The sequence below is a fragment of the Hoeflea sp. YIM 152468 genome (assembly GCF_029210485.1).
Classification (GTDB): domain Bacteria; phylum Pseudomonadota; class Alphaproteobacteria; order Rhizobiales; family Rhizobiaceae; genus Hoeflea.
Genome location: NZ_JARGET010000010.1, coordinates 1 through 19,876, shown reverse-complemented (window position 1 = coordinate 19,876; position 19,876 = coordinate 1). Strand labels below are relative to the sequence as shown.

At 62.6% G+C, this 19,876-nt stretch carries 22 protein-coding genes, 1 pseudogene and 1 riboswitch; of the genes and pseudogenes, 15 read left to right on the top strand and 8 right to left on the bottom strand.

Annotated features, from left to right (window positions below):
• The 4 genes and pseudogenes from PZ897_RS05195 to PZ897_RS05180 all read right to left on the bottom strand — a co-directional run.
• Nucleotides 1–497 (bottom strand): annotated as a pseudogene (locus PZ897_RS05195) (hypothetical protein); the annotation flags it as partial.
• 14 nt (nucleotides 498–511) lie between these two features.
• Nucleotides 512–1,822 carry a tRNA (N(6)-L-threonylcarbamoyladenosine(37)-C(2))-methylthiotransferase MtaB gene (gene mtaB, locus PZ897_RS05190; protein ID WP_275750529.1) on the bottom strand — a complete coding sequence of 437 codons (1,311 nt, stop codon included), beginning with the start codon at nucleotides 1,820–1,822 and terminating at the stop codon, nucleotides 512–514.
• Entirely contained in the window at nucleotides 1,819–2,694 is an 876-nt protein-coding gene (dapF, locus tag PZ897_RS05185; protein WP_275750528.1) for a diaminopimelate epimerase, read from the bottom strand. The genes mtaB and dapF overlap by 4 nt, the downstream gene beginning before the upstream one ends.
• An 82-nt stretch (nucleotides 2,695–2,776) precedes the next feature.
• Nucleotides 2,777–3,856, bottom strand: coding sequence for an MBL fold metallo-hydrolase (locus PZ897_RS05180; protein WP_275750532.1), 1,080 nt, complete (start codon nucleotides 3,854–3,856; stop codon nucleotides 2,777–2,779).
• 170 nt (nucleotides 3,857–4,026) lie between these two features.
• Between PZ897_RS05180 and PZ897_RS05175 the strand changes: the two genes are divergently transcribed.
• The 6 genes from PZ897_RS05175 to PZ897_RS05150 all read left to right on the top strand — a co-directional run bounded on the left by PZ897_RS05175 (nucleotide 4,027) and on the right by PZ897_RS05150 (nucleotide 9,754).
• Nucleotides 4,027–4,455: a hypothetical protein gene (locus PZ897_RS05175; protein WP_275750526.1), complete on the top strand. Its 429-nt coding sequence runs from the start codon at nucleotides 4,027–4,029 to the stop codon at nucleotides 4,453–4,455.
• 145 nt (nucleotides 4,456–4,600) lie between these two features.
• A riboswitch (TPP riboswitch) is annotated at nucleotides 4,601–4,714 on the top strand.
• Nucleotides 4,709–5,317: a YkoF family thiamine/hydroxymethylpyrimidine-binding protein gene (locus PZ897_RS05170; protein ID WP_275750525.1), complete on the top strand. Its 609-nt coding sequence runs from the start codon at nucleotides 4,709–4,711 to the stop codon at nucleotides 5,315–5,317. It overlaps the preceding riboswitch by 6 nt.
• A 4-nt stretch (nucleotides 5,318–5,321) precedes the next feature.
• A complete protein-coding gene (locus PZ897_RS05165) occupies nucleotides 5,322–6,110 on the top strand; it encodes an ABC transporter permease (protein ID WP_275750523.1) in 789 nt (262 codons plus the stop codon).
• Nucleotides 6,107–6,856 carry an ABC transporter ATP-binding protein gene (locus tag PZ897_RS05160; protein ID WP_275750521.1) on the top strand — a complete coding sequence of 250 codons (750 nt, stop codon included), beginning with the start codon at nucleotides 6,107–6,109 and terminating at the stop codon, nucleotides 6,854–6,856. The genes PZ897_RS05165 and PZ897_RS05160 overlap by 4 nt, the downstream gene beginning before the upstream one ends.
• Before the next feature lie 2 nt (nucleotides 6,857–6,858).
• A complete protein-coding gene (locus PZ897_RS05155; RefSeq protein WP_275750519.1) occupies nucleotides 6,859–7,842 on the top strand; it encodes an ABC transporter substrate-binding protein in 984 nt (327 codons plus the stop codon).
• 145 nt (nucleotides 7,843–7,987) lie between these two features.
• Nucleotides 7,988–9,754, top strand: a complete 1,767-nt coding sequence (locus PZ897_RS05150) for an SLC13 family permease (protein WP_275750517.1) — start codon at nucleotides 7,988–7,990, stop codon at nucleotides 9,752–9,754.
• Nucleotides 9,755–9,964: 210 nt separating this feature from the next.
• Here PZ897_RS05150 and PZ897_RS05145 read toward each other — a convergent pair whose 3' ends face one another.
• On the bottom strand, nucleotides 9,965–10,570 hold the full coding sequence (locus tag PZ897_RS05145; protein ID WP_275750515.1) for a hemolysin III family protein: 606 nt from the start codon (nucleotides 10,568–10,570) through the stop codon (nucleotides 9,965–9,967).
• Nucleotides 10,571–10,932: 362 nt separating this feature from the next.
• On the opposite strand from PZ897_RS05145, the gene PZ897_RS05140 reads away from it, so the two are divergent.
• Entirely contained in the window at nucleotides 10,933–11,145 is a 213-nt protein-coding gene (locus tag PZ897_RS05140; protein ID WP_275750531.1) for a type II toxin-antitoxin system HicA family toxin, read from the top strand.
• 15 nt (nucleotides 11,146–11,160) lie between these two features.
• Nucleotides 11,161–11,553, top strand: a complete 393-nt coding sequence (locus PZ897_RS05135; RefSeq protein ID WP_275750513.1) for a type II toxin-antitoxin system HicB family antitoxin — start codon at nucleotides 11,161–11,163, stop codon at nucleotides 11,551–11,553.
• A 24-nt stretch (nucleotides 11,554–11,577) separates the two neighbouring features.
• Here the strand turns inward: PZ897_RS05135 and PZ897_RS05130 are convergent, their stop codons facing one another.
• Nucleotides 11,578–11,994 carry an MAPEG family protein gene (locus tag PZ897_RS05130; protein ID WP_275750512.1) on the bottom strand — a complete coding sequence of 139 codons (417 nt, stop codon included), beginning with the start codon at nucleotides 11,992–11,994 and terminating at the stop codon, nucleotides 11,578–11,580.
• Between the two features lie 348 nt (nucleotides 11,995–12,342).
• Between PZ897_RS05130 and ffh the strand changes: the two genes are divergently transcribed.
• From ffh to trmD, 5 genes are all read left to right on the top strand, one after another.
• Entirely contained in the window at nucleotides 12,343–13,938 is a 1,596-nt protein-coding gene (gene ffh / locus PZ897_RS05125) for a signal recognition particle protein (RefSeq protein WP_275750510.1), read from the top strand.
• Nucleotides 13,939–13,948: 10 nt separating this feature from the next.
• Nucleotides 13,949–14,245, top strand: coding sequence for a chorismate mutase (locus PZ897_RS05120; protein WP_275750508.1), 297 nt, complete (start codon nucleotides 13,949–13,951; stop codon nucleotides 14,243–14,245).
• Between the two features lie 81 nt (nucleotides 14,246–14,326).
• A complete protein-coding gene (gene rpsP / locus PZ897_RS05115; RefSeq protein ID WP_275750506.1) occupies nucleotides 14,327–14,737 on the top strand; it encodes a 30S ribosomal protein S16 in 411 nt (136 codons plus the stop codon).
• Nucleotides 14,738–14,922: 185 nt separating this feature from the next.
• Nucleotides 14,923–15,498 (top strand): ribosome maturation factor RimM, encoded by a 576-nt coding sequence (rimM, locus tag PZ897_RS05110; RefSeq protein WP_275750504.1) that lies wholly within the window; start codon nucleotides 14,923–14,925, stop codon nucleotides 15,496–15,498.
• Nucleotides 15,495–16,220, top strand: a complete 726-nt coding sequence (trmD, locus tag PZ897_RS05105; RefSeq protein ID WP_275750502.1) for a tRNA (guanosine(37)-N1)-methyltransferase TrmD — start codon at nucleotides 15,495–15,497, stop codon at nucleotides 16,218–16,220. The genes rimM and trmD overlap by 4 nt, the downstream gene beginning before the upstream one ends.
• Here the strand turns inward: trmD and PZ897_RS05100 are convergent.
• A complete protein-coding gene (locus PZ897_RS05100; protein WP_275750501.1) occupies nucleotides 16,205–16,948 on the bottom strand; it encodes a sulfite exporter TauE/SafE family protein in 744 nt (247 codons plus the stop codon). The two genes, trmD and PZ897_RS05100, sit on opposite strands and share 16 nt — an antisense overlap.
• Nucleotides 16,949–17,355: 407 nt before the next feature.
• On the opposite strand from PZ897_RS05100, the gene rplS reads away from it, so the two are divergent.
• On the top strand, nucleotides 17,356–17,901 hold the full coding sequence (rplS, locus tag PZ897_RS05095; protein ID WP_275750499.1) for a 50S ribosomal protein L19: 546 nt from the start codon (nucleotides 17,356–17,358) through the stop codon (nucleotides 17,899–17,901).
• A gap of 189 nt (nucleotides 17,902–18,090) precedes the next feature.
• On the top strand, nucleotides 18,091–18,357 hold the full coding sequence (locus PZ897_RS05090) for a flagellar basal body rod protein (RefSeq protein ID WP_275750498.1): 267 nt from the start codon (nucleotides 18,091–18,093) through the stop codon (nucleotides 18,355–18,357).
• Nucleotides 18,358–18,507: 150 nt separating this feature from the next.
• Here PZ897_RS05090 and PZ897_RS05085 read toward each other — a convergent pair whose 3' ends face one another.
• Nucleotides 18,508–19,449, bottom strand: a complete 942-nt coding sequence (locus PZ897_RS05085; RefSeq protein ID WP_275750496.1) for a hypothetical protein — start codon at nucleotides 19,447–19,449, stop codon at nucleotides 18,508–18,510.
• Between the last annotated feature and the right edge of the window lie 427 nt (nucleotides 19,450–19,876).

Sequence of the window (19,876 nt, the reverse complement as noted above, 5' to 3'; positions counted from 1 at the left end):
GGCTCAGGCTCAGGCTCAGGCACTGCTTCAGCGATCTGTTCCGGGACAGGCGCGATGGCCGGATCGGCGGACAAGGCGTCCGGAGCCAACCCGTCCTCGGGGCCTTCCTCCACCGGCTCGGTGTGAACGGGTTGCGGCTCAACCTGCGAGTCGTCCACAGGGGCCGCTGCGTCGTGCGATGCGGGTTGCGGCAGCCCGTCGGGGACAGGTGCGATGGCCGGGTCAGCAGACAATTCGTCCGGGGTCAGCCCGTCTTCCGGGCCTTCGTCGACGGGCTCGCTGTGGATCGGCGGCTCGCCGGCATGTCCGTCGCCCGCCGGCGCTGCTGGTGCGGGTTGCGCCTGGCCGGCGGTGTCCGCTGCGGCCTCTGCCGCAGCTGGCGGGAGGTCGTCCGCCGGCACCGCTGTTTCGGCCGCGATGTCCGGCGCCGGCGCGTCCTGCTTGTCCTTGCCGAAGGAGAAAACCTTTTTGATGAAGTTGAACGCCATGCGCGTCATGTACCTTTTCGATATCAGCCTGCGGCGCGGTCTGCCGTTTGCCGTGGAGCGTCTGCCGCACAAACCAGGTCGCCGGTCAGATGATCCCCGTCCCGGCCATTGACCCGTACCAGAGCCATCTGGCCTTTTGGCGCACCGGACGCAACCACCGGGGTGAAGTTTTCGGTTCGCGCCAGGCCGGAATACTCGACCAGCACGGAATGAAGCTGACCTGCCGCCGCCATGGCGGCAAGGTGGGCATCATAGGCCTGTTGACCGCGGTCTCTCAATCGCGCCGCGCGGGCCTTGATCAGCCCGCGATCAAGCTGCGGCATCCGCGCCGCCGGGGTGCCTTCGCGCGGCGAATAGGGGAAGACATGCAGAAACGCCAGCCCGCACTCCTCGATGATGTCGAGCGAGCGGGCGAACATCTCTTCGGTCTCGGTCGGAAACCCGGCAATCAGGTCGGCGCCGAAGGCGAAACCGGGCCGCAAGTCCCGCACCTGCCGGCAGAACTTGATCGCGTCGTCGCGGCTATGCCGCCGCTTCATCCGCTTGAGGATCAGGTCGTCGCCATGCTGCAGCGACAGATGCAGATGCGGCATGAAGCGCGGTTCGGTGGCGATCAGATCCATCAGCGTGGCGTCGACCTCGATGGAATCGATCGACGACAGCCGCAGCCGTTTCAGTTCAGGCACCTGTTTCAGGATGGTGGCGGCCAATGTGCCGAGCGTCGGACTGCCGGGCAGATCGGCGCCATAGCTGGTGGCGTCGACGCCGGTGATGACGGCTTCCTGATAGCCATTGCCGGCCAGTTTCTCGATCTGCGCGACCACTTCGCCCATCGGCACCGAGCGCGAATTGCCGCGGCCATAGGGAATGATGCAGAAGGTGCAGCGGTGGTCGCAGCCGTTCTGAACCTGGACGAAGGCGCGGGCATGGCCCTCCACCGCCTCGATCATCTGCGGTGCGGTCTCGCGCACCGACATGATGTCGTTGACGCGGATCTTCTCGCTTTCCGACACGCCGAAATCGGGCAGCTTGCGATAGGTCGAGACGCGCGCCTTGTCGTCATTGCCGATCACCGCGTCGACCTCCTCCATCGCGGCAAAGGTCTCCGGTTCGGTCTGGGCGGCACAGCCGGAAACGACGATGCGGGCGTGCGGGTTGTCGCGCCGGGTGCGGCGGATGGTCTGGCGGGCCTGGCGCACCGCATCGGCGGTCACTGCGCAGGTGTTGACCAGAATCGCATTGTTGAGGCCGGCTTCCTCGGCCGCCTTGCGCATGGTTTCCGATTCATAGGTGTTGAGCCGGCAGCCGAAGGTGAGAACGCGGACACCACTCACGCAACCACCTCGTCGGCCTGCCAGTCTCCGGACAGCGGATCAACCCGGCCGGAGAACTCCCATTCCGCCGGGCCGGTCATGATCACATGATTGTCGGCGCGCCACTCGATCCGGAGCGGGCCGCCGGGCACATTGACAGTGACCTGTCGTCCGGTGCGGGCGGTGCGTGCGGCCGAAACACCGGCGGCGCAGGCGGCTGATCCGCAAGCGCGGGTCAATCCGACGCCGCGTTCCCAGGTTCTCAGATCCAGCGTCGTGTCACTCATCACCCGGGCAATCGAGATGTTGGCGCGCTCGGGGAAGACCGGATGGTTTTCCAGCAGCGGCCCGAAGCGCTCGAGATCATAGGACCAGACATCGTCCCTGACCCAGAAAATGGCGTGCGGATTGCCCATCGACATGACCGAGGGCGAATGCAGCACCGGCGCCTCGATCGGGCCGATCTGCAATTCGATCCGCGTGGTGTCGTGGAATTCTTCCGCCAGCGGGATCTTGTCCCAGGCAAATTCCGGCCGCCCCATGTCAACCGAAATCAAGCCGTCGTCATGTTCCTCGGCGGTCAGTATCCCGGCCAGGGTCTTGAAGGTAAAACTCTTGCGTCCGGTCTCCGATGCCAGCGCCTGGACCACGCAGCGGGTGCCGTTGCCACAGGCCTGGGCGCGGGAGCCGTCGCGGTTGAGAATGTCGATGCGGTAATCGACACCGTCGAGGCTGGTGTCGTGGATCGCCATGATCTGGTCGAAACCGGTCTTGTCGCCGCTCGCCAGTGCGATGGCGGCTTCCGGCGTCACGGCATCGCTGCGGCCACGCATGTCGATGACGACAATATCGTTGCCCAGTCCGTTCATCCTGGCAAAAGGAACCATCGACATGGCACACACCTGTTCTCTCGTTTGCGGCCTATATGGCGGAAAACTGCCCTGATTACCAGTGCGGGAATGGGCGCGGGCCGCCTCAGTCCGCCGGCGGCAGATCCCAGGCTTCGCCGACATGCAAGGGCCGGAACCGGTCTTTCGCCACACCTTTCTCGACGAGTTTGGCATAGAGCACTTGCTCCGGCGCCTCGCGGCCCTCATCGGTGAGCTGGAACGTGCCCCAGTGATGGCCGAGCGCGTAATCGGCACCCGACAGCAAAAAGCCCTCGATCGCCTCTTCCGGGCTCTGGTGCTGATCCTTCATGAACCAGCGCGGCTCATAGGCGCCGACGGGCAGGATCGCGGTGCGGAACTTGCCGTGCCGGTCGCGGGCATTCTGGTAGGGCCGGCCCTTGTCGAAGCCGGTGTCGCCGATATGCAGGATCTTGCCACCCGGGGTTTCAAGCACGAAGGCCGCCCACAGCGCCATCGAGCGGTCATTGACGCCGCGCGCCGACCAGTGGTGGCAGGGCTCGACATGCACCGTTGCCGGGCCGGACCTGATCGCATCCCCCCAGTCGCCGGTGATCACCCGCATCGTCGGCACATGCGCCTTGATGATCCTGTCATTGCCGAGCGGTGTGATGACAAGCGGGTTGTGCGCCAGCCGCAGCCGCGCCAGGGTGACGAGATCAAGATGGTCATAATGATTGTGCGACAGCAGCACCAGATCGATCTCCGGCAGGTCTTCAAACGCGATGCCCGGCGCGGTGACCCGCTTCGGCCCGGCAAAGGCCAGCGGGCTGGCGCGGTCCGACCAGACCGGATCCGTCAGGATATTGAGCCCCGCAGTCTGGATCAGCATGGTGGCATGACCGACCATGGTGACGCGCAATTGGTCGCCCTCGATCCTTGGTTCCGGCCTTGCCGGTGCGAAGGGGCTCCGCACGGCCGCGGGCCAGCGCACCTGGGTCCCGCCGAATTTCCATTTCAGCAGATCGGAAAACCCCCTGGGGGCGGCGCCATCGGGATTGAAAAAACGCACCCCGTCGAAATGATCGCTCACGGGGCCGGAATGATAGCGGTTGGTGGTGCGGGCCAATGCCATTGCGGACCCCGATCCGGTAATGCCGAGCAGGGCGGCGAGTGCGGAAAATTTGAGAAAAGAGCGGCGTTTCATCATCAGAATATGGTCCATAACGGCTAAGGATCAAGTCTGACCGGCAGCGGCTCGTTACCCCTGGCCGGCGGGTCGGCTGCATGAACCGGTCATGAATGGCGGCTTCAGAACCGGTTCAAGCGGCGCCGGTCATGGTGAGGACATTGAAACACACACCGACGGAGCACACCATGTTGACCAAATCCATTCTCACCCTCGCCGCCGCCACTCTGGTTGGCGTTCTGACACAGACCTCGGTTCAGGCGAGCGATCTGTCCCACATCGTCAAGGATCACCGCGCCACCACAAAGGTGAGCGTCCGCGATCATCGCACCACGACACAGCACAAAGTTCGCGACCACCGGGTTTCCAAGCAGCAGAATATTCGCGATCACCGCACGCCGCGCAAGAACCAAGTCGTCAAGGTCTCGCGCAAGGATTGCCGCGCCGGCTATGAAAATCTGCGCCGCTCGGGATTCAGAAAGATCACGATGCTGAGCTGCCACGGCGTGCAATATTCCTATCTGGCGCAAAGGGACCACGCCCTGTTCGGCGCCAAGATGAACGCCTATTCGGGCTCGATGAAAATTTCCTACATCGGTCCGGCGCGCAAGCACTGATCCCGTCGCCGGCAAAACGGGATCAAGAGTCAAACGCAGCGTTGGCCAACCCTGGTCCGGCGCTGCGTTTTGTCATGTTCGCAAAATATATTGTCCGGTCTCCCGGCAAAAGCCCTTGCATTTCAATCCGAAGCCTGTTGAATACGCCTCACCACAGGGGTGCCGCGTAGAGCCGCGGCTGAGATGTGGGCGCCAAGCCCACGTACCCTCGAAGCTGATCTGGATCATGCCAGCGTAGCAAGGAGGAACCAAGATGTTCGCAGGCGCGCAAGTCTCCCTTTATCCCATGACCGACGGGTTCGTCGACGTGATCGTGTCGTCGCTTTCGGCGCTTGATCGCTACCGTGAGCGGCTCAGAATCGAGACCGATGATATCTCGACGCTGATTGTCGGCCCGCCGGAAGTGCTGTTTCCGGCGTTGCGCGATCTCTATGTCGCCGCCGCCGCATCGCGGGCTCACGTGGTGCTGCGCGCCACGCTGTCGCGCGGATGCCCCGGCGAGCCGGATGATCCGATCTGCCAGACCGGCGCGCTGGCCAATCCATCCGAACCGCTTGAAAGCCGGCAACAGTCCGCGCTTGCGGCCTTGTCCGAAGCGCCTGATTGCGGCGAGATTGCCCGGGCGCAGTTCTCGCTCTATGTGATGGGCGCCGGCGACCACATGTCCGAAATCATGGGGTGCATCGATTTTCTCAAATCAAGCGGCTGTTTTGACCGCGCGAAGAATTTCTGTACACGGCTGATCGGCGATTCGGGACAGGTGTTTGCCACGCTGGAACAAGCCTTTTGCCAGTTCGGTCCGCCGCAGGGCCATGTCACCATCGATCTGACGGTTTCGGCCAACAGCCCCTCGATCCGCTGATCCGATGGCTCATTCTCCGTCCGGTGCGCCGGCGGCAAGGCTTGCTCACAGCCTGCCGACCCTTCTCAGTGTGCTCTCGGCTCTGGCCGTGTGGGAGCTCTATGTCCGGCTGTCGGGCATTTCGGCGCTGGTGCTGCCCGCGCCCTCGCGGGTGGCGGGGCAGATTGTTGCCCATCGGGAGCTACTGTGGGCCAACACTCTGCCGACGCTGCAGGCAACGCTCACCGGCTTCGCGTTCTCCGTTTCGGTGGCGTTTGTGCTGTCGCTGCTGATTGATTTTCTTCCGCGGCTGAGGCGGGCGGTGTTTCCGGTGCTGGTCATCAGCCAGACCCTGCCGCTGGTGGCGATTGCGCCGCTGGTGGTGCTGTGGTTCGGCTTCGGACTGACACCGAAGATCCTGCTGGTGGGGCTGGTTACCTTCTTCCCGATGCTGGTGGCGCTGGTCGATGGCTATGAGTCCACCGAACCCGACATCGAGGCGCTGCTCGGCTCGATGGGGGCCTCGCGGTGGAGCATCTTTCGCCGTGCCCGGTTTCCCTCGGCGATGCCCTATTTCTTTGCCGGGCTCCGGATCTCGATCACCTATGCGGTGGTGGCGGCAATATTTGCCGAATATGTCGGCGCCCGGGCCGGCCTCGGCATCGTCATTCTCAACGCCAAGAACAGTTTTCGCCCCGATCTGATGCTCGCCGCCGTGGTGATCAGCTCGCTGCTGACGCTGGCGCTGTTCGGCGCCACCGCGCTGCTGCACCGCATGGTTCTGGGCTGGCGCTTTGCAGGCGTGGCGCCATGAGCGCGCTCGACATCGCCAGGGTCTCTCTCACACTGGGCGGCACGCCGGTGCTTGCGGATATCTCGATGCATGTGGCCAACGGCGAATTCGTGTCGATCCTCGGGCCGTCCGGGTGCGGCAAATCCAGCCTGTTCCGGTTGCTCACCGGTGCGCTGGTTCCGGATCGGGGCACGATACGGGTCAATGACGCACCGCTCTCGGCCCCATCGCAGGCCTTCGCCTTCATGCCGCAGCGCGATGCGCTGATGCCGTGGCGGCGGATTATCGACAACGTCATTCTCGGGCTGGAAGTGCAGGGAATTGCCCGCGCGGAGGCCCGGTCCAGGGTGATGCCGCTGTTTGCCGCTTTCGGCCTCGAAGGCTTCGCGCATCATTACCCGGCGCAATTGTCCGGCGGCATGCGCCAGCGCGCAGCCCTGTTGCGCACCATCGTGCAGGCGCGCGCGGTGCAATTGCTCGACGAACCGTTCGGCGCGCTCGATGCGCTCACCCGTGCGCAGATGCAGGGCTGGCTCGAGCGCCGCTGGAGCCAGGCGCAGTGGACCACAGTGCTGGTCACCCACGACGTGCGCGAGGCGGTGGCGCTGTCGGACCGGATCTATGTGTTTTCGCGCCGGCCGGCGCGGATCATCGCCGAATTCACTGTCCCCGGCCCGCGCCCGCGGCTTGGCCGTGCGCCCTCTGCCGAGGCGGTCCAGCTCGAGGCGCAGCTCCTCGACACCCTTCTTGCTCAAACCGGAGACTGATCATGAAACATCTTCTTGCCGCACTTGCCCTGCTCACCGCGATGCCGGCACAGGCTGCCGAAAAGCTCACCGTGGCGCTCGACTGGACGCCCAACACCAACCATGTCGGGCTCTATGTCGCCCAGTCAAAAGGCTGGTTCAAGGATGCCGGTCTCGATGTCGAGATCCTGCCCTATACCGACACCTCGTCGGGCACGCTGGTTGCCACCGGGGTCGCCCAGTTCGGCATCCTGAGCGCCGTCAGCTTCCACAGTCAGCGCGCGATGGGCGCGGACATGACGGCGGTGCTGGCGGTGGTGCAGCACGAGACCGGACGGCTGGTGTTCAATGCCGAGCGCGACGACATCCGGCGTCCCGCCGATCTTGACGGGAAGATCTATGCCGGTTTCGGCAGCGCCTGGGAAAATGCGCTGATTGCCTCGATCATCAGGCACGATGGCGGTGAGGGCCGTTTCGATACGGTCACACTGGGCACGTCGGCCTATGAGGCGTTGGCCAATGGCTCGGTCGATTTCACGCTCGAAGTCAGCACCTGGGAAGGTGTCAATTCCGAATTGTTGGGCCGGCCGCAGCGGGCGTTCAGCTATGCCGATTACGGCGTTCCGGACCAGCACACCACCTTTCTGGGCGGCAATGCCACCTGGCTTGCTGCCAATGCCGACACCGCAGGTGCTTTCGTCAGGGCCGCGCAGCGCGGCTATGGCTTTGCCGCCGACAACCCCGCTGAAGCCGCCGATATCCTGATTGCAGAGACGGGCGGCATGCTGTCCAATCCGGATCTGGTTCATGCCTCGATGCGGGCACTGGTTGATGGCGGCTTTCTCCGGGATGCCGGCGAACCTGTCGGCCTGATCGACGCCGATCTCATCACCGGCATCACCGGGTTTCTGTTCGAGGCCGGTATCCTGCGTGACGCCCATGGCGATCCACTGACCGAAATGCCGCAGGTTTCGTCCTGGTACACCAACGCCTATCTCGCCCGGTAGCGGCACGGCCGGCCGGGGCCGCGTCACGGGCCCCGGTCTGGCCGATCCTGGCGGCGCGTGCCGCAAAACGGGTTGACCATCACAGATGGCCATGCAACCCAAGTCGCAGGCGTGCACGGGCATGCCGTGCAACGGGACCTTGTTCATGACCACCGACCAGATCTTGCTTTTTGGCATTCTTCTCGTGCTGTTCGGGATGCTGGTCTGGGGTCGCTTCCGCTATGATCTCGTCGCCTTCGTGGCGCTGCTGGTGACGGTCATGGCCGGGTTGATTGCGCCCGATGAGGCGTTTCACGGCTTTGGCCATCCCGCCGTCGTCATCATCGCGCTGGTGCTGATCGTCTCGCGCGGCCTGATGAATTCCGGCGCGGTGGAGTTCATCGCCCGCTTTGTCACCAAGCCCGACCGGGCCTTGCCGGTGCATATCGGCATCATGGCGGTGGTGGGCGCGGTGCTCTCGGCAATCATCAACAATGTCGCCGCCCTGGCGCTGTTGATGTCGCTCGACATGGATGCGGCGCGCAAGGCCAAGCGGGCGGTGTCGCTGACGCTGATGCCGCTGTCCTTCGGCACCATCCTCGGCGGCATGATCACCCTGATCGGCACGCCTCCGAATATTGTCATCGCCCAATACCGCCAGGACGTCATCGGCGCCCCGTTTTCGATGTTCGATTTTGCCCCGGTCGGCCTCGCCGTGGCGTTTGCCGGCATTGTCTATGTGTCCTTCATCGGCTGGCGGCTGATTCCGGCGCGGGCCGATGCGATGTCGCTGGAAGGGGATGCCGGGCTCTATATCGCCGAAGCCCGGGTCAAGGAAGGCTCGAGATCGATCGGCATGAGCGTGGCCGAACTCTATCCGGCGGCCAACGAGACCGACGTGACGATCCTCGGGCTGGCCCGGCAGGGCAAGCGTCTGCCCGGCCTGTCGCAGGCCCGCGAAGTCCGCGAGGGTGATTTTCTGGTGCTCGAGGGCGACCCGAAACAGATCGAGGCCTTCATCGGGGCGGCCGAACTGGACGCCATCGAAACCAGCGACCATGACGGCCTGATGGGCAAGTCGCTGAGCCTGGTCGAGGCGATCGTGCCGGCAGATGCAAATGTCGTCGGCCGCTCGGTGGAGGGCCTGCGGCTGACCCAACGGCATGGAGTCAAGCTGCTCGGCATCTCGCGGCAGGGCAAGCGGTTCCGCGAACGGGTGAGCGGCCTGCCGATCATGGCCGGCGACCTGCTGCTGCTGGTCGGACCGGACAAGAACATTGCGGCGGCCAGCAACTGGCTGGGCGTGCTGGCGCTGGAAAACCGGCGACTCGAAGTGCTGCAGCGGACCAAGGCGCTCATGGCCATCAGCATCTTCGCGGCCGCGATCGGGTTGTCGGTGATCGGCATGACCTCGCTTGCCATCTCGCTGGGGCTGTGTGTCGTCGCCTATCTGCTCTTGGGCATCATCAGCGGCCGTGATTTCTACGCCTTGATCGAGTGGAAGGTGATCGTGCTGCTGGCCTGCCTGATTCCCGTCGCCGCAGCGCTGGAAGACAGCGGCGGCAGCCAGCTGATCGCCAACCTGATCGTCAGCCAGACCGCCAATCTTCCGGCCTGGGGCGTGCTTGCCGTGTTGATGATCATCACCATGACGCTGTCGGATTTCCTCAACAATGTCGCCACCGCGCTGATTGCCGCCCCGATCGGGGTCTCCGTTGCGGAGTCCATCGGCGCCAGCCCCGACCCGTTCCTGATGGGCGTGGCGGTGGCCGCCTCCTGCGCTTTCCTCACTCCGATCGGCCACAAGAACAACACCATCATCATGGGTCCGGGCAATTACCGCTTCGGCGACTACTGGCGCATGGGCCTGATGCTGGAAGTTCTGGTGATCCTTGTCGGCGTGCCGATGATCGCCTGGGTCTGGCCGTTCTAGGCGACGGATCGCAGCAGGCTTTGGGGTGCACAGCCCGTTTCAGATCAGCCCTCAAATCACCCCGGAGCGGTGTGAACCTTGCTGGTTCAATGTGGTTCAATCAAAATCTCATCGCACCAGGGCGTGTCTTGACCATGTCTGCCTTTAGCGTCCGCGTACCCGGCGAGAACGCAGGGCATCTGCCATATTCACAGGTATCGGAAAAAGCCGCTAAAGCAAGCCGTCCTGTGTCACCGACAGCGAGATTGCGACGAAGAAGCAGGCGGAGGCGGCGATGACAAATCCGTGCCAGATGGCGTTCGAAAATTTCATCTTCTTCGCGGCGTAAAAGGCCACGCCGACGGTGTAGAGCAGGCCTCCGGCGACGATGTAGCCGATGGGCAGGTCCGTCCACGACGACCAGAACAGCACGACGCTCATCCAGCCCATGACCAGATACAGCGCGGGGCCAAACTGGCCGGGCGTGGTCCAGAACACCAGCTTGAGCACCATGCCGATCACCGCCAGGGCCCAGACAACGCCAAGTACGACATAGGCCAGACCGCTGCCGATCATCACCACCAGCGGCGTATAGGTGCCTGCAATCTTGAGATAAATCGCCGCGTGATCGATCCGGCGCAGAACCGGACGGAGGCTTTCCCACGGGGTCATGTGATAAAACGCCGAGGCCGAAAATGTGGCAATCAGGGTGAGCGCGTAGACCGAGATGGCCGCAATCTCCCAGGCCGAGGCGACCGGAGCCGACCAGACCAACAACACAATTGCGCCGATGACCGCGCCGGTGACGCCGATGGCGTGCATGCTGCCGTCAGCCACGCGTTCTGACCTTGTGTAACTGGGATACATTCTTTGCCTTCAAACTCCGGACCGATACCAGATGATGGCGGCAGAGAACGGCAATTTCAAGGACCACGGCCTTGAAATTCCTGCCGCCGTCGCGCCAACCAGGGGAGCAGGCAAGGCGGTCACTGTAACTCGGCGCACGACCGGAAGGCTGTGCGCCATGGCGTGCGCCGCAAGGATATGCCGTCACGAACCACCGACGGCAGCTTTGACTTTCCAGACATTTGTAGATGCATTGATTGGTGCAAATGAGAGCGACCTTCCGATGAAGATGCTGGAGTTTGAATGGATGAGGGCAATTGGCCGAACTTGATTTCTGGCTCCAATAGGCGCATATATATACGCACAGCGGAGCGGTTCCGAGGGAGCGGAGCAGTCGGCAGATCATCCGGCGCCTGAGGAGCGACGGGTTCGAACTGGTGAAAATCACCGGCTCGCATCACAAGTTCAAAAAGAATGGCAGGATCGTCACTGTCCCGCATCCGAAGAAGGATCTGCCGATCGGGACCGTCCGCGCCATTTGCAAACAGGCCGGCTGGATCGACTGACAACGAGGTTTCATCATGCGTCATTACATAGGTGTCGTGCATCAGGACGGGGACAGCGCCTTTGGCGTTCATTTTCCCGATGTGCCGGGCTGTTCTTCCGCCGCTGACGAACTTGATGATCTGCTGGCCAATGCCAGCGAGGCGCTGGCGCTGCATCTGGAGGGGGAGGTCCTGCCCGATGCCCGCACACTTGAGGCGCTGCGCGACGATGCGGATGTGGCGCGCGACCTCAGGGAGGGCGCGTTCCTGCTCGCCGTGCCGGTGATCCGGCTTTTGGGCCGCACCACCAAGGCCAACATCACCATGGATGCCGGGCTGCTCGCGGCAGTGGATGCGACGGCGCGCACCCGCGGCCTGACCCGCTCGGCGTTTCTCGCCGATCTGGCCCGCCGCGAAATTGCCGGCTGAACCGCCGGGACGCCGCGGCGTTGCTTACATCAGCCTGAAGATCGCCATCACGCACAGCACCACCAGCATGGCCCAACCGGCAACATAGACGAAGGTGCGCACGCCCTGAACCGGCTTGCCGACATTGCGGGCATAGACCGCGACGTAGACGATGCGGGCCAGCAGGAACAGGGCCATCAACAGATTGACCCACCAGCTCGACACCCCGGTCAGAATTGCAGCAAACAGGGCGATGCCTGCCGCCGGCATGATTTCCACGCCATTGAGATGAGACCGGTTCAACCGGTACAGGCCGTTGTCATAGTCGGCAGCTGGATCGCTGCCCGGCACCAGGCCGGCCTTGGCCTTGCCGGCGCCCACCAGCGCCGATTGCAGCAGAACGATAAGAACGAATATCAGCAATGAGATCATGCCGGTCGAATAGGCAGCAATCTGGTCCATGATTTCCTCCCCCTGACCAGGACAGATTACCCTTTTCGCACCGGGTTGCAATCGCATCGCCGCCGCCAGGGCGGTTCGCGCGGGCACAAACCTTGACTCACGGCCGTTTTTCCTGTTTATCGCGCTCAAATCTGCGACGAGCATGACTCCGAGCCGCCGACCGGGATGGTTCCAGTGGTCGCTTGCAACCTTTCTTCAAACCGCATCGGTTTGAAGGGTCAAGCATCATAACCGAGCACCCGGAGGTCACCACCCGACAGCGCGATGCGCCCTCGGGTGCCATTTGGCTTTGCGTGATGCTCGCCCCATATGGGCTGGAGATCGATTCAGCAAATACAGGACGACGCAATGTTTGAAAATCTTCAGGACCGGCTTGGCTCCATCCTCAACAACCTGACCGGGCGCGGCGCCCTGTCGGACAAGGATGTGTCGGAAGCCATGCGCGAGGTTCGCCGCGCGCTCCTGGAGGCCGACGTGGCGCTGGAAGTGGTGCGCGGATTTACTGACCGGGTGCGCGAAAAGGCCGTCGGCGCCGAGATCGTCAAGTCGATCAAGCCGGGCCAGATGGTGGTCAAGCTGGTTCACGACGAACTGGTGGCGCTGTTGGGCGAAGAAGGCGTGCCGATCGATCTCAATGCGGCCGCTCCCGTCGTCATCATGATGGTCGGCCTGCAAGGGTCGGGCAAGACCACCACATCGGCCAAGATTGCCGCGCGGATGGAAAAGCGCGACCGCAAGAAGGTGCTGATGGCCTCGCTCGACACCCGCCGTCCGGCGGCGCAGGAGCAGCTGCGGCAATTGGGCGAGCAGACCGGGGTCGCCACCCTGCCTGTGATCGCCGGCCAGCAGCCCACCGACATTGCCGCCCGCGCCGTGCAGGCGGCAAAACTCGGCGGCCACGACGTGGTCATTCTCGATACCGCCGGCCGCACCCATATCGACGAAGCCCTGATGGCCGAGATGGCCGAGATCAAGACCCGCGCCACACCGCACGAAATCCTGCTGGTGGCCGATGCGCTGACCGGTCAGGACGCGGTCAATCTGGCGCGCAGCTTTGACGAGCGCGTCGGCATCACCGGCCTGGTGCTGACCCGCATGGACGGCGATGGCCGCGGCGGTGCGGCGCTGTCGATGCGGGCGGTCACCGGCAAGCCGATCAAGCTCATCGGCGTGGGCGAGAAGATGGACGCGCTGGAGGAATTCCACCCCCGCCGCGTTGCCGACCGGATTCTCGGCATGGGCGACATTGTCAGCCTGGTGGAAAAGGCGTCGGAGAATTTCGACGCCGAGAAGGCGCAGGCGATGGCCGCCCGGATGAAATCGGGCAAGTTCGACCTCAACGACATGGCCGATCAGCTCTCCCAGATGCAGAAGCTCGGCGGCATGGGCGGCATCATGGGAATGATGCCCGGCATGGGCAAGATGAAGGACCAGATGTCGGCGGCCGGCATGGACGACAAGACATTCGCCCGCCAGCTCGCCATCATCGGCTCGATGACCAAGGCCGAGCGCGCCAATCCGGAGCTGCTCAAGCACTCGCGCAAGAAGCGCATCGCCCGGGGCTCGGGCACCGATGCGGCGGCAATCAACAAGCTTTTGAAGATGCACCGGCAGATGGCCGACATGATGAAAGCCATGGGCGGCAAGGGCAAGGGCGGCGGCATGATGCGCGCGGCGATGGGTGGCCTGGCCTCGAAAATGGGGCTTCCCGGCGGCATGGGCGGCATGCCGGATCTGTCGAAGATGGACCCCAAGCAGCTCGAAGCGCTGCAAAAGCAGGCCGAGGCCGCGGGCCTTGGCAAGGGCGGCTTCCCGGGCATGGGCAGCGGCGGCTTGCCCGGCGGTTTGCCCGGTGGTTTGCCCGGTCTGGGCGGTCCGAAACTGCCAGGCCTTGGCGGGTCCAAATTGCCGGGCGGTCTTCCCGGCCTGCCGAAGAAGAAATGAGGGCGGAGACATGAGCAGCAAACCCGACGCCATGACGCAACTTGCCGAATTCCGCCGGTCGATCGACAATTTCGACGCGGCGCTGATCCACATCCTGGCCGAACGGTTCCGGGTGACCAAGGCGGTCGGCGCGCTCAAGGCCTCGGCCGATCTGCCGCCGTCCGATCCTGGCCGCGAATCCGAGCAGGTGGCCCGGCTGCGCGAGCTGGCCAGATCCGCCGATCTCGATCCGGATTTTGCCGAGAAATTCCTGGAATTCGTCATTCGCGAAGTCATCCAGCACCACAAGCAGGCGGGCGCGAAATGACGATACAGATCTGGCGCTGAGCAGCGTCCGAAGACACCCCAACCACCCATCAACACATGTGTTAAACCGAAGGAAAAGAAAATGGGATTGAAAATTCGTCTGGCCCGTGGCGGCTCCAAGAAGCGTCCGTATTACCACGTTGTCGCCGCCGATGTGCGCAGCCCGCGGGATGGCCGCTTCATCGAGCGTCTGGGCTACTGGAACCCGATGCTGGCCAAGGGCGACGCCGCCCGCGTCAGCCTCAACCAGGAACGCATCCAGTACTGGCTTGACAACGGCGCGTTGCCCACCGACCGCGTCGCCCGTTTCATGGCCGAAGCCGGCATGATGACCCGCGATGCCCGCTCCAACCCGAACAAGGGCAAGCCCGGCAAGAAGGCGCAGGAACGTGCCGCCGAGAAAAAGCAGAAGGAAGACGATGCCGCCGCCGCCGCTGCCGACGCGGCTGCTGCACCGGCCGAAGCCCCTGCGGAAGAAGCGGCTGCCGAATGACGTGATGGCGTCTCGCGCATTGTCGATGATGCGCGCCATGCCGGAGCGTCCCGTGACACCCCGGGTTCGGGCGGCGTAATGCCGCCCGTTTGGCGTTGGTCTTTACCAATGCCTGTATCCTCTTAGAATAGGACAGCGGCTCTGGTGCCTTCGATTGAAGGCGCAGCGCTGCAGCGGAGTTGTCCATGGCCAAGCTTGAGCACCCCATTCTCATTGGTATCGTCGGCGCGGCGCAGGGGCTTCGCGGCGAGGTGCGGGTCAAGCCGTTCACCGACGATCCGATGGCGATCGCCGAATACGGCGCGCTCTACACCGGCGATGGCCGCCGGTTCGAGATTCTCGATCACCGTCTTGCCAAGACGGTGGTGGTGGTGCGGTTCCGTGGCATCAACGACCGCACTGCGGCGGAGACGCTCAAAGGCCTTGAGCTGTTCATCGACCGTTCCAACCTCGACGACGAGGATCTCGACGATGGCGAATATTTCCACGCTGATCTCGAGGGGCTGGAAGCCTGGGATGCGGATGGCCGGTTCTGGGGCGAAGTCTCCGGCGTGCTCGATTTCGGGGGCGGTGACCTCTTGGAGCTGCGCGACGAGGGTAGGAAGCCGGTGGTGATTCCGTTCACTCTTGCCGCGGTGCCGGAGGTCGATCTCGAAGCCGGGCGGATCCTGGTCGATCCGATTGCCGCCGGCCTGATCGACACGGGGGACGACGACGGCACGGCGCCGGACGATGATGTCGGCGGCAGGCGTCCGAAATGAGGTTTTGCGCCACCGTGCTGACGCTCTATCCGGAGATGTTTCCCGGACATCTCGGCCAGTCGCTGGCGGGCCGGGCGATCGAGCGCGGCGACGTGGAGATCGCGCCGGTCAATATCCGCGACTATGCCAACGACAAGCACCGATCTGTCGATGATACCCCTGCTGGCGGCGGCGCCGGCATGGTGCTCAAGCCCGATGTGCTGGCGGCGGCGATCGATGCGGTCAGCCCGGACGGCGACACCCGGCCTCGGTTGTTGATGAGCCCGCGCGGCAAACCCCTGACGCAGGCGCGGGTGCGTGACCTCGCCGATGGTCCCGGCGTGGTGATTGTCTGCGGCCGTTTCGAGGGCGTCGACCAGCGGGTGATCGAGGCGCGCAATCTGGAAGAAGTCTCGGTCGGCGATTATGTGCTGTCAGGCGGCGAGCCGGCGGCGCTGGTGCTGCTTGACGCGGTGATTCGGGTGCTGCCCGGCGTCATGGGCAATGCCGCCTCGGGGACGCATGAGAGTTTCGAGACCGGGCTGCTGGAACATCCCCACTACACAAGGCCGCAGGTGTTTGAAGGCCGCGAGATCCCGGCGGTGCTGATTTCGGGCAATCACAAGGCCATCGATGCCTGGCGCGAGGCCCAGTCCCGCGCGCTGACGCGGGCGCGCCGCCCGGACCTGCTCGAGCTGACGGATCCGCTGCCGGATCGGAAGCCGGATCAGGTGGCGAAATAGTACCAGGTCAACCCCAGCCCGACCGCGACCACGGCCGCGCGAATGACCGATTGCGGCACCCGCCGCGCCGCCCAGACCCCGGCATAGCCCCCCAGAGCACCGGCGGGAATCATGATCACCGCCGGCAGCCAGGCAACGACACCGCCGCTTGAGAACACCACGATGGCGACGAAGGCGATGACCACGGCAATGACATTTTTCAACGCATTGAGCTTGTGATAATCGCCGCCCTTGGTCAGGCCCAGCACGGCCAGCATCATGATGCCCATGCCGGCGCCGAAAAATCCGCCATAGATCGAGGTGATGAACTGGAAGACCAGCCCCAGCCGTGACACCGGCTTTTCGGGATGCAGCGTCTTCGGCCTGAGATAGGGACCGGCGGCGAAGATCAGGGTGGCGGCCAGCAGCAGCCAGGGCACCAGCGACCGGAACGAGGGGTTGGACAAGGACACCAGAATCAGCGCGCCCAAAAGGCTGCCAACCAGCGACAGGCCGGCCAGCAGCCAGACCTCGCGCCCGGCCTCGCGAATTTCGGTGCGGTAGGCCAGAGCCGAGGTGATGTAGCCGGGAAGTTGGGTGACCGACGAGGTGGCGTTGGCCATGATCGGCGGCACGCCGGTCAGCGTCATGGCGCCAAAGGTGAGGAAGGTGCCGCCGCCGGCAATGGCGTTGACGACGCTCGACAGGAAGCCGGCGAAGAAAAGAAGCAATACATCAAAAATGGACATGGGACGCCGGGAAAGTTTGATACAGGAAGGGGGTACAGGACCGTGCTTAAAGCATTCAAGCGCTGCGGGTTCAAGACAAAGCACTCAGCTGGCTGCAGTTTCACAAGAAGGATGCGGATTTGGTCCACAGGGCTGGATCGGGCTATGCAGCGGATCTGGTGGCGCAGGCTCGGCGCGGGCTTGAACAAAATCGTCACAGTGGGCGTGACAAAACCGCGGCGATGGTGTATCTGGCCCGCGATCGGCAAAGTCCGACAGCCGTGTGAATTACGGTGCCTGCCAAACAATGAATGGTGAACCCGCTTCTGCCTTCACCGGCATAGCCTCCAGGATCATTCCCCAGGGAAGTCCAAAGGGGCGAGATGAGAGCGCTCTGACCGTTTGAGAAGAACGAAAGGTCAAGGACCATGAACATCATTGCCCAGTTGGATGCCGAACAGGCCGCCAAGATTGAAGCTTCGCGCAAACTTCCCGAATTTTCCGCCGGCGACACGCTGCGGGTTCAGGTGCGCGTGACGGAAGGCAAGCGGACTCGTCTGCAGGCTTTCGAAGGCGTGTGCATTGCCCGCTCCGGCGCCGGCATCAACGAAAACTTCACCGTTCGCAAGATCTCCTACGGCGAAGGCGTGGAACGTGTGTTCCCGGTCCTCTCGCCGATGGTTGAAGCCGTTGAAGTGGTCCGCCGTGGCCGCGTTCGCCGCGCCAAGCTCTACTACATGCGCGACCGTCGCGGTAAGTCGGCCCGTATCGTCGAGAACACCGGCGCCCGCGCCCGCAAGCTCAACGACGCCGAGCGCGCGGCGGTGGTTGCGGAAAAGGCACGCCTTGAGGCCGAGAAGGTCGCAGCCGCACAGGCCATGGCTGCCGAGAAGTCAGCCGCCGAGGCCGCTGAAGCTGCGGCTGCAAAGGCAGCCGAAGCCGCAGCATCGGCTGACGAGACCAAGGGCGAATAAACCGCACCTGCAGATTGTGACGCTGCTTCGAAAGCGTTCCTCAAAGCGCCGGGCAACCGGCGCTTTTTGCGTTCCGGGTGCCGGCTGACCGCGACCCTTGCGCAAATCGTTCAAAGGCCAGGGACCGGTTTAAGGTTCTGCTAAGCCGCATGCGCGACACTGCCCGCTCACGGGTACAGGGCAGGGCTGATGACGATTTCCTCGATGATGACAACCGCGCTATCGGGCATGCAGACCGAGCAGAACCGCATGCTCACGGCGGCGGGCAACATTGCCAGGGCTGGCCCCGGCGCGTCCGCGCCCGCCGCATCACCCGGCATGACCGAGTCCGAAACCAGTCTGGCGCACGAACTGGTCGCGATGAAACAGGCGGAAACCGGCTTTAAGGCCAATGCCCTCGTGTTGGCAACCGGCGCCGACCTGTGGGACGTGCTGATGACCATCAAGCGCGATTGAGGCTAGCCCAGAGCGCTGCCCATCATGGCCGTCGCGATCATTTGTTCCCTCCCACCCTCGTCATCCTCGGAGGAACGACGTTGCTTTGCTTGTCTTGGTCAAGCCGGGGATGACGACTGAAGAAACACTAAATTGTTGAAGTCAGCAATACTATGTTGCATTATTTTGATGGCCGACAGGAGTGATCATGGTGATATTAGATATAGTACCATCTTCCAAGCGGTGGGCCTGGCCGTTGTAGACAATAGAAACGCATACCTCAGTATAGCACCATTTAGCCTTACTGGAGCCATTCTTATATCGTAAATACATGTGAAGAATTGCAGCGTGAGTCTGTTTGGTGAGGGCCTCTGTTTCTGTGTCGTTCAAAATATCTTGTCCTATAGGTACTGTTACACCTGGCCCAATGACGCCGCTTCTTTCTACGAATGGAAACTTGTTATTATCAAAGAGGGGGATATTTTTGTTTAGCATTGCGCTTTCGTAATCAAGCATTTTATGTTGTGTGACCACAGAAAGATTAAATATCGCGCTGTTTCCAAATACCTTAAATACAGGACCAAAGATAGTTCCGTTATTTATAATGCTAACGACTCTTTCGCTATCATTTTCATCTGTTTTTGTCATGTTTTGAGAGGTGATTGCATGGCAATCCATGAATAGTAGCCAAGATCTATTCTCCGCCCTGAGAATATCAACGGTGGCTCTAGTTTCCCTGAAGGTGAACCACACAAAAACAACACCAACTCCGCCGACTGTGAAAGTGAGAACAGTTACAATCAGCATCAAATAAGACCACTGAGCCATCTCCCGCTGGGCGTTCAGATTCTTTTGTTCGCGCATTTCGCTTGCAGTCGGAAAGGAGGCTGCTTCGTAGCAATCTCTCGCTTCATCAATAGTGGATCTACTCAGGCACTGGCCATAAGCACGGTCGCTTGCTTCATATGCGACGTTGAAGCTCTCCTGGCTTTTCTCGGAATCCTGTTGGCCCTTTGAATACGCAATATGCAGGCCCAAATATCCAAGCGCTAAGGCGCAGAAAAACGCTACTGTAAACTTTGAAGCCGTGCCGCTCCGAACGTGCTCAAACATTGCAGCATAATGGCGGCTGTGAGTGTTCCACGGCTGACCTCGTTCCTCAGATTGTGTTCATCCTCTACGACTCCAATGAATTCCAGTCTTTCAACCAATTGTAAATAGATGAAGTTCTGCCATGCTATTTCTGCGCGAACAACTCTGCGCCGATGCCTCGAACACCCGGGCATCATCTTAGCTTCGGCTAAGTGGTAGATATTCTAAGGAAGGGGGAAGTTCCGGGCTGTAAAAACCGCCTTCTCTCGTGCAAAACCTATGACTTAGCTGAAGCCAAGGCATTGATTTTGCTTTCTCCCCAGCTAAGGGTAGACGGTTCGCAACAACATCCCAGCCAAAACCCACCGCCTTTTCATCCCCACATTCCGCCCCCGTGCCACACTGTGTCTGCTCCCGCTGCTGGATGGTTCGCGAACGTGTCGGGCCA